The organism is Streptomyces acidicola (genome assembly GCF_009377235.1).
Taxonomy (GTDB): domain Bacteria; phylum Actinomycetota; class Actinomycetes; order Streptomycetales; family Streptomycetaceae; genus Streptomyces; species Streptomyces acidicola.
Genome location: NZ_VMNX01000019.1, coordinates 1 through 15,451, shown reverse-complemented (window position 1 = coordinate 15,451; position 15,451 = coordinate 1). Strand labels below are relative to the sequence as shown.

11 protein-coding genes are annotated in these 15,451 nt (G+C 69.6%); 4 read left to right on the top strand and 7 right to left on the bottom strand.

Translation table 11 applies throughout. The annotated features are described in order from the left end of the window. Window positions 1–55 precede the first annotated feature (55 nt). From FPZ41_RS08555 to FPZ41_RS08540, 4 genes are all read right to left on the bottom strand, one after another. Window positions 56–2,185 carry a 3-hydroxyacyl-CoA dehydrogenase NAD-binding domain-containing protein gene (locus FPZ41_RS08555; protein WP_322619976.1) on the bottom strand — a complete coding sequence of 710 codons (2,130 nt, stop codon included), beginning with the start codon at window positions 2,183–2,185 and terminating at the stop codon, window positions 56–58. Continuing rightward, the gene (locus FPZ41_RS08550; protein ID WP_322619975.1) at window positions 2,182–3,399 is read right to left on the bottom strand and encodes a thiolase family protein; all 1,218 of its coding nucleotides are present in this window, start codon (window positions 3,397–3,399) and stop codon (window positions 2,182–2,184) included. Before FPZ41_RS08550 ends, FPZ41_RS08555 begins: the two co-directional genes overlap by 4 nt. A 200-nt stretch (window positions 3,400–3,599) precedes the next feature. Next, window positions 3,600–4,667: a LacI family DNA-binding transcriptional regulator gene (locus FPZ41_RS08545; protein WP_152860667.1), complete on the bottom strand. Its 1,068-nt coding sequence runs from the start codon at window positions 4,665–4,667 to the stop codon at window positions 3,600–3,602. After that, window positions 4,664–7,087 (bottom strand): glycoside hydrolase family 2 protein, encoded by a 2,424-nt coding sequence (locus tag FPZ41_RS08540; protein WP_152860665.1) that lies wholly within the window; start codon window positions 7,085–7,087, stop codon window positions 4,664–4,666. The genes FPZ41_RS08545 and FPZ41_RS08540 overlap by 4 nt, the downstream gene beginning before the upstream one ends. Window positions 7,088–7,249: 162 nt before the next feature. On the opposite strand from FPZ41_RS08540, the gene FPZ41_RS08535 reads away from it, so the two are divergent. Genes FPZ41_RS08535 through FPZ41_RS08525 form a run of 3 tightly spaced genes read left to right on the top strand, consistent with a single transcriptional unit; the run spans window position 7,250 to window position 10,373 of the window. Then, a complete protein-coding gene (locus FPZ41_RS08535) occupies window positions 7,250–8,566 on the top strand; it encodes an ABC transporter substrate-binding protein (protein ID WP_152860663.1) in 1,317 nt (438 codons plus the stop codon). Then, on the top strand, window positions 8,566–9,522 hold the full coding sequence (locus FPZ41_RS08530) for a carbohydrate ABC transporter permease (RefSeq protein ID WP_152860661.1): 957 nt from the start codon (window positions 8,566–8,568) through the stop codon (window positions 9,520–9,522). Before FPZ41_RS08535 ends, FPZ41_RS08530 begins: the two co-directional genes overlap by 1 nt. Continuing rightward, window positions 9,519–10,373: a carbohydrate ABC transporter permease gene (locus FPZ41_RS08525; protein ID WP_152860659.1), complete on the top strand. Its 855-nt coding sequence runs from the start codon at window positions 9,519–9,521 to the stop codon at window positions 10,371–10,373. Before FPZ41_RS08530 ends, FPZ41_RS08525 begins: the two co-directional genes overlap by 4 nt. A 148-nt stretch (window positions 10,374–10,521) precedes the next feature. Here FPZ41_RS08525 and FPZ41_RS08520 read toward each other — a convergent pair whose 3' ends face one another. The 3 genes from FPZ41_RS08520 to FPZ41_RS08510 form a co-directional block, all read right to left on the bottom strand. Continuing rightward, window positions 10,522–11,814, bottom strand: coding sequence for a ribonuclease D (locus FPZ41_RS08520; RefSeq protein ID WP_322619974.1), 1,293 nt, complete (start codon window positions 11,812–11,814; stop codon window positions 10,522–10,524). A 235-nt stretch (window positions 11,815–12,049) separates the two neighbouring features. Further along, window positions 12,050–12,712 (bottom strand): response regulator transcription factor, encoded by a 663-nt coding sequence (locus FPZ41_RS08515; protein ID WP_150206749.1) that lies wholly within the window; start codon window positions 12,710–12,712, stop codon window positions 12,050–12,052. 435 nt (window positions 12,713–13,147) lie between these two features. Further along, window positions 13,148–13,822 (bottom strand): DUF3000 domain-containing protein, encoded by a 675-nt coding sequence (locus FPZ41_RS08510; protein WP_152860655.1) that lies wholly within the window; start codon window positions 13,820–13,822, stop codon window positions 13,148–13,150. A gap of 204 nt (window positions 13,823–14,026) precedes the next feature. On the opposite strand from FPZ41_RS08510, the gene hemE reads away from it, so the two are divergent. Then, complete coding sequence (gene hemE / locus FPZ41_RS08505) at window positions 14,027–15,115, top strand: uroporphyrinogen decarboxylase (protein ID WP_322619973.1); 1,089 nt, start codon at window positions 14,027–14,029, stop codon at window positions 15,113–15,115. Window positions 15,116–15,451 lie beyond the last annotated feature (336 nt).

The following is a 15,451-nucleotide window of genomic DNA, read 5'->3' as shown; positions in this document are numbered from 1 at the left end:
CTGTACGGCGGAAGGGCCCCCGCCGGAGCGGGGGCCCTCTGCACACGCCTGGAGGTTACGCGGGAACCGACGCGATTCCGGGCTCCAGGAACTTCTTGCCGTTCACGCGGTCGCTGACGCCCTCGCGGTCCAGGTACGGCGTGATGCCGCCCAGGTGGAAGGGCCAGCCGGCACCCGTGATGAGGCACAGGTCGATGTCCTGGGCCTCGGCGACCACGCCCTCGTCGAGCATGAGTCCGATCTCCTGGGCGACCGTGTCCAGGACCCGCGCCCGCACCTGCTCCTCGGTCAGGACGGTGTCGCCCTGCTTCAGCAGCGCGGCGACCTCCGGGTCGAGCTCGGGCTTCCCGCTGTCGTACACGTAGAAGCCGCGCTTGCCCGCCTCCACGACCGCCTTGAGGTTCGGGGAGACCTTGAAGCGGTCCGGGAAGGCGCCGTTCAGCGTCTCGGAGACGTGCAGACCGACGGCGGGGCCCACCAGCTCCAGCAGCACCAGCGGCGACATCGGCAGACCCAGCGGCTCGACCGCCTTCTCGGCGACCTCGACCGGGGTGCCCTCGTCGATGACGTTCTGGATCTCGCCCATGAAGCGGGTGAGGATGCGGTTCACGACGAACGCGGGGGCGTCCTTCACCAGGACCGCCGTCTTCTTCAGCTTCTTGGCGACGGCGAACGCTGTAGCCAGCGAGGCGTCGTCGGTCTTCTCACCGCGGACGATCTCCAGCAGCGGCAGCACCGCGACCGGGTTGAAGAAGTGGAAGCCGACGACCCGCTCGGGGTTCTTGAGCTTCGACGCCATCTCCGACACCGACAGCGAGGAGGTGTTCGTCGCCAGGATCGCGTGCGCCGGGGCGACCGCCTCGACCTCCGCGAACACCTGCTGCTTGACGCCGATCTCCTCGAACACGGCCTCGATGACGAAGTCCGCGTCGGCGAAGCCCTCGGCCTTGTCCAGGACTCCCGTCACCAGGGCCTTCAGACGGTTCGCCCTGTCCTGGTTGATACGGCCCTTGCCGAGCAGCTTCTCGATCTCCGCGTGGACGTAGCCCACACCCTTGTCGATGCGCTCCTGGTCGATGTCGGTCAACACGACCGGCACTTCCAGGCGGCGCAGGAAGAGCAGCGCCAGCTGCGAGGCCATCAGGCCCGCGCCGACGACGCCGACCTTGGTGACCGGGCGGGCCAGGTTCTTGTCGGGCGCCCCGGCCGGACGCTTGCCACGCTTCTGCACCAGGTTGAACGCGTAGATACCGGCGCGCAGTTCGCCGCCCATGATCAGGTCGGCGAGGGCGACGTCCTCGGCGTCGTACCCCTGCTGGAGGTCGCCGTTCTTGGCGGCGGCGATGATGTCCAGCGCGCGGTACGCGGCCGGGGCCGCGCCGTGCACCTTGCTGTCGGCGATGAAGCGTCCCTTGGCGACGGCCTGGTCCCAGGCCTCACCGCGGTCGATGACCGGACGCTCGACCGCGATGTCGCCCTTGAGGACGTTCGCCGTCCAGAGAAGCGACTGCTCCAGGAAGTCGGCGCCCTCGAAGATCGCGTCGGCGATGCCGAGGTCGAAGACCTGTTGGCCCTTCAGCTGCTTGTTCTGGTTGAGGCTGTTCTCGATGATCACCGAGACGGCCTTGTCGGCGCCGATCAGGTTCGGCAGCAGGGTGCAGCCGCCCCAGCCGGGGACCAGGCCCAGGAAGACCTCGGGGAGCGAGAAGGCCGGGAGCGCCTTCGAGACGGTCCGGTAGGTGCAGTGCAGACCGACCTCGACGCCACCGCCCATCGCGGCACCGTTGTAGTACGCGAAGGTCGGGACCGCCAGCGCGGACAGGCGCTTGAAGACCTCGTGGCCGCCCTTGCCGATGGCGAGCGCGTGGTCGTGCTGCTTCAGCAGCTCGACGCCCTTGAGGTCGGCGCCGACCGCGAAGATGAACGGCTTGCCGGTGATGCCGGCGCCGACGATGTCGCCATCGGCCGCTTCCTTCTCCACCTGGTCGATCGCGGTGTTGAGGTTGGCGAGCGAGGCCGGGCCGAAGGTGGTCGGCTTGGTGTGGTCGAGGCCGTTGTCCAGCGTGATGAGCGCGAAACGCCCAGCACCGAACGGCAGGTCGAGGTGGCGTACGTGCGCGGACGTCACGACCTCGTCGGGGAACAGCTCGGCCGCACCCTTCAGAAGCTCAGCGGTGGTACTCACTTGTCCCCCTCGAAGTGCGGGTTCTCCCAGATGACCGTCGCGCCCATGCCGAAGCCGACGCACATGGTGGTCAGGCCGTAGCGGACGTGTCGCTGCTCCTCGAACTGGCGGGCCAGCTGCGTCATCAGCCGGACCCCGGAGGAGGCCAGCGGGTGACCGAAGGCGATGGCGCCGCCGTACTGGTTGACGCGCTCGTCGTCGTCCGCGATGCCGTAGTGGTCGAGGAAGGCCAGGACCTGGACGGCGAAGGCCTCGTTGATCTCGAAGAGGTTGATGTCCTCGATCGACAGCCCGGCCTTGGCGAGGGCCTTCTCCGTCGCCGGGATCGGGCCGTAGCCCATGACCTCCGGCTCGACGCCCGCGAAGGCGTAGGAGACGAGGCGCATCTTCACCGGCAGGTCGTTCTCGCGGGCGAAGTCCTCGGAGGCGATGATCGAGGCGGTGGCGCCGTCGTTCAGACCGGCCGCGTTACCGGCCGTGACCCGGCCGTGGACGCGGAACGGCGTCTTGAGGTTCGCCAGGTTCTCCAGGGTGGTGCCCGGACGCATCGGCTCGTCGGCGGTGACCAGGCCCCAGCCGGTCTCACCGGCCTCAGGCGTCGTACGACGCACCGAGATCGGCACCAGGTCCTGCTGGATCCTGCCGTTGGCGTAGGCCTTGGCGGCCTTCTCCTGCGAGCGCACGGCGTACTCGTCGGCGCGCAGCTTGGTGATGTGCGGGAAGCGGTCGTGCAGGTTCTCGGCGGTCATGCCCATGAACAGCGCCGACTCGTCGACCAGCTTCTCGCTGACGAACCGTGGGTTGGGGTCCACGCCCTCGCCCATCGGGTGACGCCCCATGTGCTCGACACCGCCGGCGATGACGGCGTCGTACGCGCCGAAGGCGATGGAGCCGGCCGTGGTCGTCACGGCGGTCAGCGCGCCCGCGCACATCCGGTCGATCGAGAAGCCGGGCACGGACTGCGGCAGGCCGGCGAGGATGCCCGCCGTACGGCCGATGGTCAGACCCTGGTCACCGATCTGCGTGGTCGCGGCGATGGCGACATCGTCGACCTTCTCCGGGGCGAGACCGGGGTTGCGGCGCAGCAGCTCCCGGATCGCCTTCACGACGAGGTCGTCGGCACGGGTCTCGTGGTAGATGCCCTTCGGGCCCGCCTTGCCGAACGGGGTACGGACGCCGTCCACGAAGACGACGTCCCTGACGGTACGAGGCACGATGGCTCTCCTCCAGGGTGCGGGGTGGCACTGCTGCGACGCGCGAGCGCTGAGCGCGCGCTCAGGACCCATGCTACTTGTGGGTAACCATGCTGCCCAGTCCAGTGTCCCGGAGCGGCGAAGGTCACATGACTTTTTTGTACTCCGCTCAGGCGGCCGCGCTCTTTCAGGGGCCGCAGATGACCCGGAGCCGTGCAACCTCACCGAGGCGGCGCCGTCGAGCCACGTGGTGTCAGCACAGGCGTCGGAACGGGATGCGACCCCGCCCCCTCACCCTCGTCACCCTTACCCGTGATCACCTCGAACAACGTCCGCGCCACCTCCGCCCCGAACCCGTGCACGTCATGACTCATCGCGGACAACGTCGGACGCGTCAGCCGGCACAGCTGGGAGTCGTCCCAGGCCAGCAGCGAAACATCGTCCGGCACCGACAGCCCCATCTCCGCAGCCACCGACAACCCGGCCACCGCCATGATGTCGTTGTCGTACACGATCGCCGTGGGCCGGTCCCCGCCGGAGGCACTGAGCAGCGACCGCGTCGCCCGCGCCCCCGCCTCCCCCGAGAAGTCGGTCGACACCTGCCACGCCCCGGCCAGCGCCAGCGCCCTCGCGGCCTCGTCGAACGCGGCCGTACGGAGGGAGGTGTGCCCGAACGCCGCCGCACCCCCCACCCGCGCGATCCGCCGGTGCCCGAGCGCCGCCAGGTACCGTACGGCCTCCGTCACGGCGGTGGTGTCGTCGGTCCACACGGAGGTGAGGCCGCCGGTCAGGGAGGGGTGCCCGACCGCGACCACCGGCATCCCGAGCCGTCGCACCGCCGCCACCCGCGGATCATCCGCGCGGAAGTCGACGAGGATCGATCCGCTGACCTGCTTCCCCCGCCACCACGCGTCCTGGAGCCCCACCTCCTCCTCCAGGTTCCGCACCAGACGCAGGAGCAGCGAGCAGGACCGCTCGGTCAGCACGCTCTCCACTCCGGCGATGAACTCCATGTAGAACGGTTCGAGGCCCAGCAGTTTCGCCGGACGGCAGATCGCCAGCCCCACGACGTCCACCCGCCGGCCGGCCAGCGACCGGGCGGTCAGGTTCGGCGCCCAGCCCAGCTCGCGGGCCGCCGTGAAGATACGGTCCCGGGTGGCCTCGGACAGCCCCGGCTTGTGATTGAAGGCGAGTGACACCGCTCCCTTGGACACCCCGGCCCGCGCGGCGACCTCCCTTATCGTGACCCGGGGTGCCGGAGGCGTCGGCGGTGTCGGCGGTGTTGTCATCGGGTCGGCTCCACGCAGTACAGGGCGGACCGGACGGCGTCCGCACCGGAGCCGTCGTCCGGAGCCTGCCAGCCGCGTACGCCCATGGTGACCCGTTCGCCGGGCAGCAGGGTGACCAGCCCGGTGTCGGTCCGTGCCGCGGGGGCCAGGCGGTCGGCCTGGAGCAGCAGATCCCGGACGAGCGTGCGGGCCGTCACGGTCACCGTGCCCGGTGCCGTGGTGACGTCGAACTCCGGCCGGGGGTAGGGGACTTCGCGGTCCGGTACGGGGAAGTGCAGGGCGCGCAGCCTGTCTGTGTCTGTGTCTGTGTCGGGGTCGGCGTCTGCGACCAGGAATTCCTTCGGGCCTGTGGGCACCAGCTCGCGCGGCACGCGGACGTCGGCGACCGTCCGTGCGGCGGCCGTAAGAGCCACGTCCACCGTGCCCACCACCACACCGTCCACGGACATCCGCCGCAGCCGGAGCGAGCACGACCAGTCCTCGCCCGCCTGGTTCACGGCGGCCAGCACCAGCTCGCCGTCCCGTGGCTGAAGTGTGAGCAGCCGGTCCGCGTACACCCTGCGCAGCTCGTGGTAGAGCGGCTTGGGCCGTCCGTCGCCGTCGATCGCGGCCCAGGAGGTCACTGGCCAGCAGTCGTTGAGCTGCCACACGACCGTGCCCGCGCAGACGGGCCAGTGCGACCGCCAGTGCTCGATCCCGGCGGCGACGGCCCGGGCCTGGTTGACCTGCATGAGGTAGTGCCAGCGGTCGAAGTCCCCTTCGGGGACCGGGAAATGGCGGGCGAGCCCCCGCTCCAGCTTGCCGTTGCCGTCGTCCGCCTTCTGGTGGTGCAGCATGCCGGGGGAGTCCGGAGCGAGCTCCTCGCCGGGCAGGGCACGCCGTAGCGTCGTGTACGCGGGCGGTGCCTGCCAGCCGAACTCGGCCACGAAACGCGGGACATGGAGCCGGTAGTCCGCGTAGTCGTCCCGGTTCCACACGTCCCACGAGTGGTGCGTGCCGTGCGCCGGGTCGTTCGGGTGGTGGTCCCAGGACCCGGACCAGGGGCTGCCCGCCGTGTAGGGCCGGGCCGGGTCCAGCTCGGCGACGACACGCGGCAGTACGCCCAGGTAGTACCCCTCGCCCCAGGACTCCCCGGCGAGCCGCTCCTCCCAGCCCCAGTCCCTGAAGCCCCACAGGTTCTCGTTGTTGCCGTTCCACAGCACCAGCGACGGGTGCGGCATCAGCCGTACGACGTTCTCGCGCGCCTCGGCCTCCACCTCGCCCCGCAGCGGCTGCTCCTCGGGGTAGGCCGCACACGCGAACGGGAAGTCCTGCCAGACGAGCAGCCCCAGTTCGTCGCACGCGTCGTAGAAGTCCTCGCTCTCGTAGATGCCGCCGCCCCACACCCGGACGAGGTCCACGCCCGCCCCGGCCGCCTGGGCCAGCCGCTCGCGGTAGCGCTCGCGGGTGATCCGGGACGGGAACACGTCGTCCGGGATCCAGTTGACCCCGCGTGCGAACAGCCGTGTCCCGTTGACGACGAGGGTGAAGCCGGTGCCGTGCTCGTCCGTGCTCCGGTCCAGCTCCACGCTCCGGAAGCCGATGCGGCGCCGCCACACGTCGAGCGGCGTGCCGTCGTGGGCGAGGGTCAACTCGACGTCGTACAGCGGTTGTTCCCCGTATCCCCGGGGCCACCACAGCGCTGCGTCCGGCACCTCGAGCCGTACGGTCCCGCTGGTCCCGTCGACCGCCGCGCTCACCTGTACGGCACCGATCCGGGCCTGAAGTGTGAGGTCCGCCTCGACGCGGGTGCGTTCGACGTCGACGGCCAACTCGACGCGCCCCACGCCGTCTTCGACGGTCACCAGCGGGCGCACCCGCGCGATCCGGGCCGTCGACCAGTGCTCCAGGCGCACCGGCCGCCAGATCCCGGCCGTGACGAGGGTGGGCCCCCAGTCCCAGCCGAAGGAGCAGGCCATCTTGCGGAGGAACGGGAAGGGCTCCGGATAGGCGTTCGGCCGGTCACCGAGCCGGTCCCGCACCGCCTCGGCCTCCGTGTACGCGGAGGCGAAGCGCACCGCCAGCCGGCCGCTCATACCGGTCACGTCGAAGCGGTACGAGCGGTGCATGTTCCGTACCCGGCCCAGGAGCCGGCCGTCCAGGACGATCTCGGCGGCCGTGTCGAGGCCCTCGAAGACGAGATCGGTCTGCTCGTGCCCGGAGGAGCCGAACGAGCCCGAAGCGGCCGGCAGTTCCGTCTCGTACACCCACTCCCTTCGCCCCACCCACGCCACCTCGGTCTCGTTCCGGCCGAGGAAAGGGTCCGGGATCGCGCCCGCCGCCATCAGGTCGGTGTGCACACAGCCCGGTACGGCGACGGGCAGCGCGCGGCCGTCGTACCGCAGGCTCCATCCCTCGGTGAGCGGTGTCGCGTCCAGCATGCGCACTCCCTAAACCGGTCCAGTCAAGCGTCCGAGAACACTGCCCGAAATGTTTCGGAACCCTTGGCGAAATAGGGACTTTACCGGTTCAGTACGGGCTGTCAGAGTGCCGAACCAGCCAACCCATTCGTGCTCATCCGTCCCCGAACGGAGCTGGTGCACATGAACCGTCGCAGGAGTCTCATCGGAACGCTGCTGGCCGCCGCGCTCATGGCCGCGGGCTGCACCGGCAGCGGCGGCACGTCGAAGGGCGCGGACGCCAAGGCACCTGACGACCCGTCGAAGGTGTCCGGAACCATCAAGGTCCTCACCCACCGGACCGACATCGTGCAGGACGGCACGATGGAGAAGTACGCCGATGAATTCAACAAGACCTATCCGAAGGTCAAGGTGGAGTTCGAGGCCATCACCGGCTACGAGGCCGAGGTCAAGATCCGTATGAACACGGAGAACTACGGCGACGTCCTCATGATCCCGGCCGTCATCAAGAAGAACGACTACCCCAAGTTCTTCGCATCGCTGGGTACCGAGGCCGAGCGCGGCGAGAAGTACCGCTTCACCGACTTCACCGCGGTCGACGGCAAGGTCTACGGGCAGACCACCAACGGCGTGATGCCCGGCTTCGTCTACAACAAGAAGGTCTGGCGGGAGGCCGGGGTCACCGACTGGCCCACCACTCCGGCCGAGTTCCTCACCGCGCTGAAGGCCATCAAGTCGAAGACGGACGCGGTCCCGTACTACACGAACTTCAAGGACATGTGGCCGCTGACCTCGTGGACGTATGTCAACGGCTCGGTGCACTGCGACACGCAGGCCACCACCAAGCTGACCGAGGGCGACCCCTGGGCCGAGCGCGCCGACCTCCGCGTCGGTGACCGGCTCCTGTACGACATCGTGAACCAGGGCCTGATCGAGAAGGACCCGGCGACGACCAACTGGGAGGCGTCCAAGCCCCGGCTCGCGAAGGGCGAGATCGGCACGATGTGGCTCGGCACATGGGCGATCATCCAGTTCCGGCAGGCCTCCGAGAAGGCCGGCGCCGACCCCGACGACATCGGGTTCATGCCCTTCCCCGCCCAGGTGGACGGAGGGTTCTGCGCGACCGCCGCCCCCGACTACAACCAGGCGGTGAACGTCCACTCCCAGCACAAGGAGGCCGCCCGCGCCTGGATCGACTGGTTCACGGAGAAGTCCACGTACGTGGCCGACAACCTGGCCATGTCCCCGCTCAAGGACGCTCCGCTGCCCGACGTGCTGAAGGCGTACGAGGACGCCGGTGTGAAGGTCATCGAGGTCGACGACAGCGAGGGCGCACTGGTCAAGGAGATCGACAACACCTCGGAGGTCGGCATCTACGCGCCCGACTACCGCCAGGACCTGGTCGACCTCGCCCGCGGCGCGAAGGACGGCGACGTCGACGACTTCCTCGCCGATCTCGGCAAGCGGTGGACCGAAGCGGAAGAGTCCCTGGGGTCCTGATGACGCACACCACGGAGACGGAGAAGGCGGCGCGGCCGAAGGCCGCCGCGCCACCACCGGCGGCAGGGACGTCCCGTCCTCCGCGGAAGGTACGGGTGTGGCGGCGAGTGACCCCCTGGCTCTTCCTGGCCGTGCCGCTCGCGCTGTTGGTCACCTTCACCTACGCGCCGGTCGCCAACATGGTGGCGTACAGCTTCACCGACTGGGACGGCGTCAGCCCCGAACTGCACTACACCGGCGTCGAGAACTACGTCGACATCTTCACCAGAGCGGATCTCTTCCAGGTCTTGCTGGTCAGCGGCTACTACCTCGCCGCCTCGGCGGTCCAGATCGGCCTCGCGCTCTATTTCGCCACGATCCTCAGCTTCAACGTCCGCTTCCGGAACTTCTTCAAGGGTGTGCTCTTCTTCCCGTACCTGATCAACGGGGTGGCGATCGGCTTCGTCTTCCTCTACTTCTTCCAGGACGGCGGCACACTGGACTCGGTGCTGAGTCTGTTCGGCCACGACCCGGACCGCGCCTGGCTGTCCACGTCGACGTCGGCGAACATCTCGCTCGCGGGCGTGTCGGTCTGGCGCTACATGGGCCTGAACTTCGTGCTGTTCCTGGGCGCGATCCAGTCGATTCCCGGCGAGTTGTACGAGGCCGCCGAGCTGGACGGCGCCAACCGCCGGCAGCAGTTTCGGTACATCATCGCGCCCGGCATCCGCCCGGTGATCGGCCTGACCGTCATCCTCTCGATCTCCGGCTCGCTGGCGGTCTTCGAGATCCCGTACATCATGACCGGCGGGGCGACCGGCACCGAGACCTTCGTGATCCAGACGGTGAAGCTGGCCTTCCAGTTCAACAAGACGGGGCTGGCGTCGGCCGCCGCGGTCGTCCTGTTGCTGATCATCCTGGCGGTGACCTGGGTGCAGCGCCGACTGGTCCCCGACGACAAGGTGGATCTCGTATGACGCTCATGGCCCCGACGCCCGCGGTCCGCAGGGGAGTCGCCCGAACGTTCACGTATCTGTCGCTGGTCGTGGCGAGCGTGGTGGTACTGCTGCCGCTGGCAGTCGTCTTCCTGACGTCGCTGAAGACCTCTCAGGAGATGGCGGACGACAGCGGCGCGCTCAGCCTGCCCGGCGACCTGCTGAACCTGGACAACTACGTGACGGCGTTCCAGGACGGCAGGATGCTCATGGCCATCGGCAACACGGCCTTCATCCTGCTCTTCGCCATCACGGGCACGGTGATCATCGGCTCGATGGCGGCGTACGCGATCGACCGCTTCACCTTCCGTTTCCGTAAGCTCGTCGTCGCGCTGTTCCTGTTCGCGACCCTGGTCCCCGGTGTGACCACCCAGGTGGCGACCTTCCAGATCGTCAACAGCTTCGGCATGTTCGACAGCCGCTGGGCACCGATCATGCTCTACACGGGCACCGACATCGTGTCGATCTACATCTTCCTGCAGTTCGTACGGTCGATCCCGATCTCACTCGACGAGTCGGCCCGCCTGGACGGCGCCAACGCCTTCACCATCTACCGGAAGATCATCTTCCCGCTGCTGAAGCCCGCGATCGCCACGGTGGTGATCGTGAAGGGGATCGCCGTATACAACGATTTCTACATCCCCTTCCTCTATATGCCGTCCAAAGATCTTGGCGTGATTTCGACGTCCCTGTTCCGCTTCAAGGGCCCCTTCGACGCGCACTGGGAGGTCATCTCGGCCGGAGCGGTCCTCGTGATCCTGCCGACGCTGATCGTGTTCCTGTTCCTGCAGCGGTACATCTACAACGGGTTCATGAGGGGGGCGACGAGGTAGGGGGCCGTGCCCCGCAGGGGGCGTAGCCCCCCAGGGGCGCGGGGCTGTGTCGATGTGCGGCTGCGCCGCGTGGGCGCGAGCAACCACAGACGACCCGCAGCCGCCGTACGAAGGCACGCCCCGCGGTGCCTAGGGCCGAAAAACGGCCCTAGGCACCCTTCGCCTCTGACAACGCGCTCACCAGTACGGGCGTCACCTGCTCAACCTGCCAGGGCCGCGCTCCGTACCCGGCAAGCGCGGCCGCAACCGACTCGGCACCCACAGAGCCCGGCGGCTCCCAGCACACTCTCCGCACGGTGTCCGGAGTGATCAGGTTCTCCTGCGGCATGTTGAGCTGCTCGGCCAGCGCCGAGACCGCGGCGCGCGCCGCGGACAGCCGCGCCGCGGCCGCCGGGTCCTTGTCGGCCCAGGCACGCGGCGGCGGAGGCCCGGTCACCGGCTGCCCCGGCTGCGGCAGCCGGGCATCCGGCAGAGCCTTCGCACGATCGACCGCGGCCTGCCACTGCTCCAGCTGGCGTCGGCCCATCCGGTGCCCGAAGCCGTTGAGCGAGGCGAGCGCCTGCACGTTGGCCGGCAGGCCCAGCGCGGCCTCGACGATGGCCGCGTCACTGAGCACCTTGCCGGGCGAGACGTCCCGGCGCTGCGCGATGAGGTCGCGGGACTCCCACAGCTCCCGTACGACGGCCATCTGGCGTCGCCGCCGCACCTTGTGCATCCCGGACGTACGGCGCCAGGGGTCCTTGCGGGGCTCCGCCGGCGGCGCGGACGCGATCGCGTCGAACTCCTGCCGGGCCCACTCCAGCTTCCCCTGCCGGTCGAGCTCCTTCTCCAGCGCGTCCCGCAGGTCGACCAGGAGCTCGACGTCGAGCGCCGCGTACCGCAGCCATGGCTCGGGGAGCGGGCGCGTGGACCAGTCGACGGCGGAGTGTCCCTTCTCCAGGACGTAGCCGAGGACACCCTCGACCATCGCGCCGAGGCCGACCCGGGGGAAGCCGGCGAGGCGCCCGGCGAGTTCGGTGTCGAAGATCCGCGTGGGAACCATGCCTATCTCACGGAGGCAGGGCAGGTCCTGGGTGGCCGCGTGCAGCACCCACTCCACGCCGGAGATCGCCTCGCCGAGGCCCGACAGATCGGGGCAGGCGACGGGATCGACCAGCGCGGTGCCCGCGCCCTCACGGCGCAGCTGGACGAGATAGGCGCGCTGGCCGTACCGGTACCCGGACGCGCGTTCGGCGTCCACGGCGACGGGACCGGAGCCGGCGGCGAACGCGGCGATCGTCCTGGCGAGCGAGGTATCGTCGGCGATCACGGATGGAATGCCGTCCCGAGGCTCCAGCAAAGGAATCGGCGCCCCCGTCGCAGAAGATCCGCCGTCGTCCGGAGGGGCGCCTCCGGTGGTTCGCAGTGAGCTGTCTGCTGCGGTCTTTTGGGCGTCGGTCACCTGTCAAGGGTATCTGTGTATGCACAACGCCCGCCGACGGAACGTTCCGTCGGCGGGCGTTCGATGGTCGTAATCCAGTCACATGGCACACGCGCCACATGTGTGTCAGTGAATGCGTCCGGTGCGCGGTCCGTCGCACCTGGTACACGGGACCGATCGGTATCCCGTGTCCGGGACCGGCGCGGGGCCGTCGGTCCCGGACACGGGGTACCGATCGTCGGTCACCGTCCCGTGGTCAGTGGATGATCCCGGTGCGCAGGGCCACCGCCACCATCCCGGCGCGGTCGCCCGTGCCGAGCTTGCGTGCGATGCGGGCGAGGTGGCTCTTGACGGTGAGTGCCGAGAGGCCCATCGAGACGCCGATGGCCTTGTTGGACTGGCCTTCGGCGACCAGGCGCAGCACTTCGACCTCACGGCCCGACAGCTCGCGGTAGCCACCCGGGTGACTCGGGGCACCCGGGGGGCGGCGGTGCATACGGGCCGCCGCGGAGCCGATGGGGGCGGCTCCGGGGCGGGTGGGGAGGCCGATGTTCGTCCGCGTACCGGTGACGACGTAGCCCTTCACACCGCCGGCCAGGGCGTTGCGGACGGCGCCGATGTCGTCGGCGGCGGAGAGGGCGAGGCCGTTGGGCCAGCCCGCGGCGCGGGTTTCGGACAGGAGGGTGAGGCCGGAGCCGTCCGGCAGGTGGACGTCGGCGACGCAGATGTCTCGGGGGTTGCCGACGCGGGGACGGGCCTCCGCGATGGACGAGGCCTCGATGACATCGCGGACACCGAGCGCCCAGAGGTGACGGGTGACGGTGGAGCGGACGCGGGGGTCGGCCACGACCACCATCGCGGTGGGTTTGTTCGGGCGGTAGGCGACCAGGCTTGCGGGCTGCTCTAGGAGAACGGACACCAGGCCTCCTGGGGTGCGGGACGGGGCCGGCTCGTGGGGGTGAAGCCGGGACGAACCGTGCTTTCAAGGTCACACACGTCTTCGGCACCCGACGCGTGCTCCTTTAGGGAATGATCACGATTTGGTGAGTAACAATCCGTACAATTCGGACACGCCTTCGATCATTCGAAGATCGAACGGGTTCGCTCTGCGTCGATACCGGTCCGAAAGTGGCCGTATCGACAAAGAGGTAGCGGCGAAAGGGTGATGTGCGGAGCAGGGATGCATGATCACGCCGAAAGCGCCGTGGAAGATGCCGAGGGAGCCTCAGGTGAACGAGGAAGCTCCCGCTGAACGGGGCCCTGCTGAGCCGAGGGCGCCCGGTGGACGAGGCCCTGGTCGCCGAGGGCGGGCGCCCCCGGCGACCGTGTGCGATCTCCGGATGGTGCGGCGGGCCTAGCGAGGCTGCGGTCCCCGGCGCTGGGGCAGGGTGACCACGGACGCCTCGCCCGGGACCGCCGGTGGCAGGCCGGCCACCTGGGAGAGCAGGTCGCACCAGGAGGCGAGGTGGGAAGCGGTGTCGGGCACGCCCCCGAGGCCCTCACGGGGCGTCCAGGAGGCGCGGATCTCGATCTGGCAGGCGGCGGGGCGGGCACTGAGGCCGCCGAAGTAGTGGGAGCTCGCCCGTGTGACGGTGCCGCTCGGTTCGCCGTACGACAGACCGCGGGCCTGGAGCGCCCCCGTCAGCCACGACCAGCACACGTCGGGCAGCAGCGGGTCGGCGGCCATCTCCGGCTCCAACTCGGCGCGGATCAGGGTGACCAGACGGAACGAGCCCTGCCAGGCCTCGTGTCCCGCCGGGTCGTGGAGGAGGATGAGGCGACCGTCGGCCAGGTCCTCGTCGCCGTCGAGGACCGCCGCCTCCAGGGCGTACGCGTACGGGGCGAGCCGCTGCGGCGCGCGCGTGGGCTCGATCTCGATCTCCGGCCGCGGTGTCGCGGCCCCCAGCGCGTCGACGGCCGTGCGGAAGGGCAGCGGAGCCGTCTCCGTCTCCATCGCTTCCCGGTCCCCCTCCGTCGCGTCGTCCATTCCGCCAGCGCCGTCCGACAGTCGTCCCTGAGCCGCAGCCATGCGGGGAAGATTAAGGGGAACGGAGCCCGAGCGCAGGGAGAGACACCCGTGCACCGGGTCACGGTCGCATCGCGCTGAGCGAAAGGGGCGCCCCGTTTCAGGCCTTCGCACGCCTCCGCGCGTCCCCTTCGGCTACCTCGCGGGGTCCCGGAGACGGCCCTACCCGGCGTCGGGGGCGGCGCGGGGCGTGCGAGACTTTCCGTCGTGAGTGCCAACGCCGGCCCCTCGGGCCACCAGCCGACCGCTACGACCGCCCAGCGTGACGCGGTCCAGGATTCAGCCTTCCTCAAGGCGTGCAGGCGCGAGCCCGTGCCGCACACGCCGGTGTGGTTCATGCGGCAGGCCGGCCGGTCCCTCCCCGAGTACCGGAAGGTGCGCGAGGGCATCCCGATGCTGGAGTCCTGCATGCGCCCGGAGCTGGTCACGGAGATCACGCTCCAGCCGGTGCGGCGGCACAACGTGGACGCGGCGATCTACTTCAGCGACATCGTGGTCCCGCTCAAGGCCATCGGCATCGCCCTCGACATCAAGCCCGGCGTCGGCCCGGTCGTGGAGAACCCGATCCGCACCCGCGCCGACCTCGCCCAGCTGCGCGATCTGACCCCGGAGGACGTCCACTACGTCACCGAGGCCATCGGGCTGCTCACCGCCGAACTCGGTGAGACCCCGCTCATCGGTTTCGCGGGCGCGCCCTTCACCCTCGCGAGCTACCTCGTCGAAGGCGGCCCGTCCCGCACGTACGAGAACGCCAAGGCGATCATGTACGGGGACCCGCAGCTGTGGGCCGACCTGCTCGACCGGCTCGCCGAGATCACCTCGACCTTCCTGAAGGTGCAGATCGAGGCGGGCGCCAGCGCCGTCCAGCTCTTCGACTCGTGGGCGGGCGCCCTCGCACCCGCCGACTACCGACGCTCGGTCATGCCCGCGTCCGCCAAGGTCTTCGAGGCGGTCGCGTCGTACGGTGTGCCGCGCATCCACTTCGGTGTCGGCACCGGCGAGTTGCTCGGCCTCATGGGCGAGGCCGGCGCGGACGTCGTCGGCGTCGACTGGCGCGTCCCGCTCGACGAGGCGGCCCGCCGCGTCGGCCCCGGCAAGGCGCTCCAGGGCAACCTCGACCCCACGGTCCTCTTCGCCACCCGGGAGGCGGTGGAGACCAAGACCCGCGAGGTACTCGACGCGGCTGCCGGTCTTGAGGGCCACATCTTCAACCTGGGCCACGGCGTCATGCCCTCCACGGACCCCGACGCCCTGACCCGGCTCGTCGACTACGTCCACACGCGGTCCGCGCGCTAGGGCGTGTTTCGAAAGTCCCGTCGTCCGCCCGAAGGGCGGGCCCCGCGGCGGCGATGGGGGTCCCCCCGCGCGAGCGAAGCCGAGCGTGGGGGAGCGTGCGATCGCAAGGCGCCGGAGCGCCCTAATAGCGGAGCTATTCGGGCGTTTCGGCCAACGCCGCGAGCGTGCGTGCCAGGCGTCGCGGGGCAGGCGGGACTTTCGAAACACGCCCTAGTCTTCTGAGTCGGGAATTCTGTTCAGATGTATAGGGTTACGGGGTGGCGCGTACTGGGCGGCCGAAGGCCGAGTTGATTCTGTCGGATGAGGAACGGGCTGCGCTGGAGGGCTGGGTTCGGC

Bases quoted from the DNA above. Each gene is read 5' to 3' on its own strand.
- FPZ41_RS08545 (WP_152860667.1), bottom strand. From the start codon at position 4,667: ATGACAACACCGCCGACACCGCCGACGCCTCCGGCACCCCGGGTCACG.
- FPZ41_RS08540 (WP_152860665.1), bottom strand. From the start codon at position 7,087: ATGCTGGACGCGACACCGCTCACCGAGGGATGGAGCCTGCGGTACGAC.
- FPZ41_RS08535 (WP_152860663.1), top strand. From the start codon at position 7,250: ATGAACCGTCGCAGGAGTCTCATCGGAACGCTGCTGGCCGCCGCGCTC.
- FPZ41_RS08530 (WP_152860661.1), top strand. From the start codon at position 8,566: ATGACGCACACCACGGAGACGGAGAAGGCGGCGCGGCCGAAGGCCGCC.
- FPZ41_RS08525 (WP_152860659.1), top strand. From the start codon at position 9,519: ATGACGCTCATGGCCCCGACGCCCGCGGTCCGCAGGGGAGTCGCCCGA.
- FPZ41_RS08510 (WP_152860655.1), bottom strand. From the start codon at position 13,822: ATGGCTGCGGCTCAGGGACGACTGTCGGACGGCGCTGGCGGAATGGAC.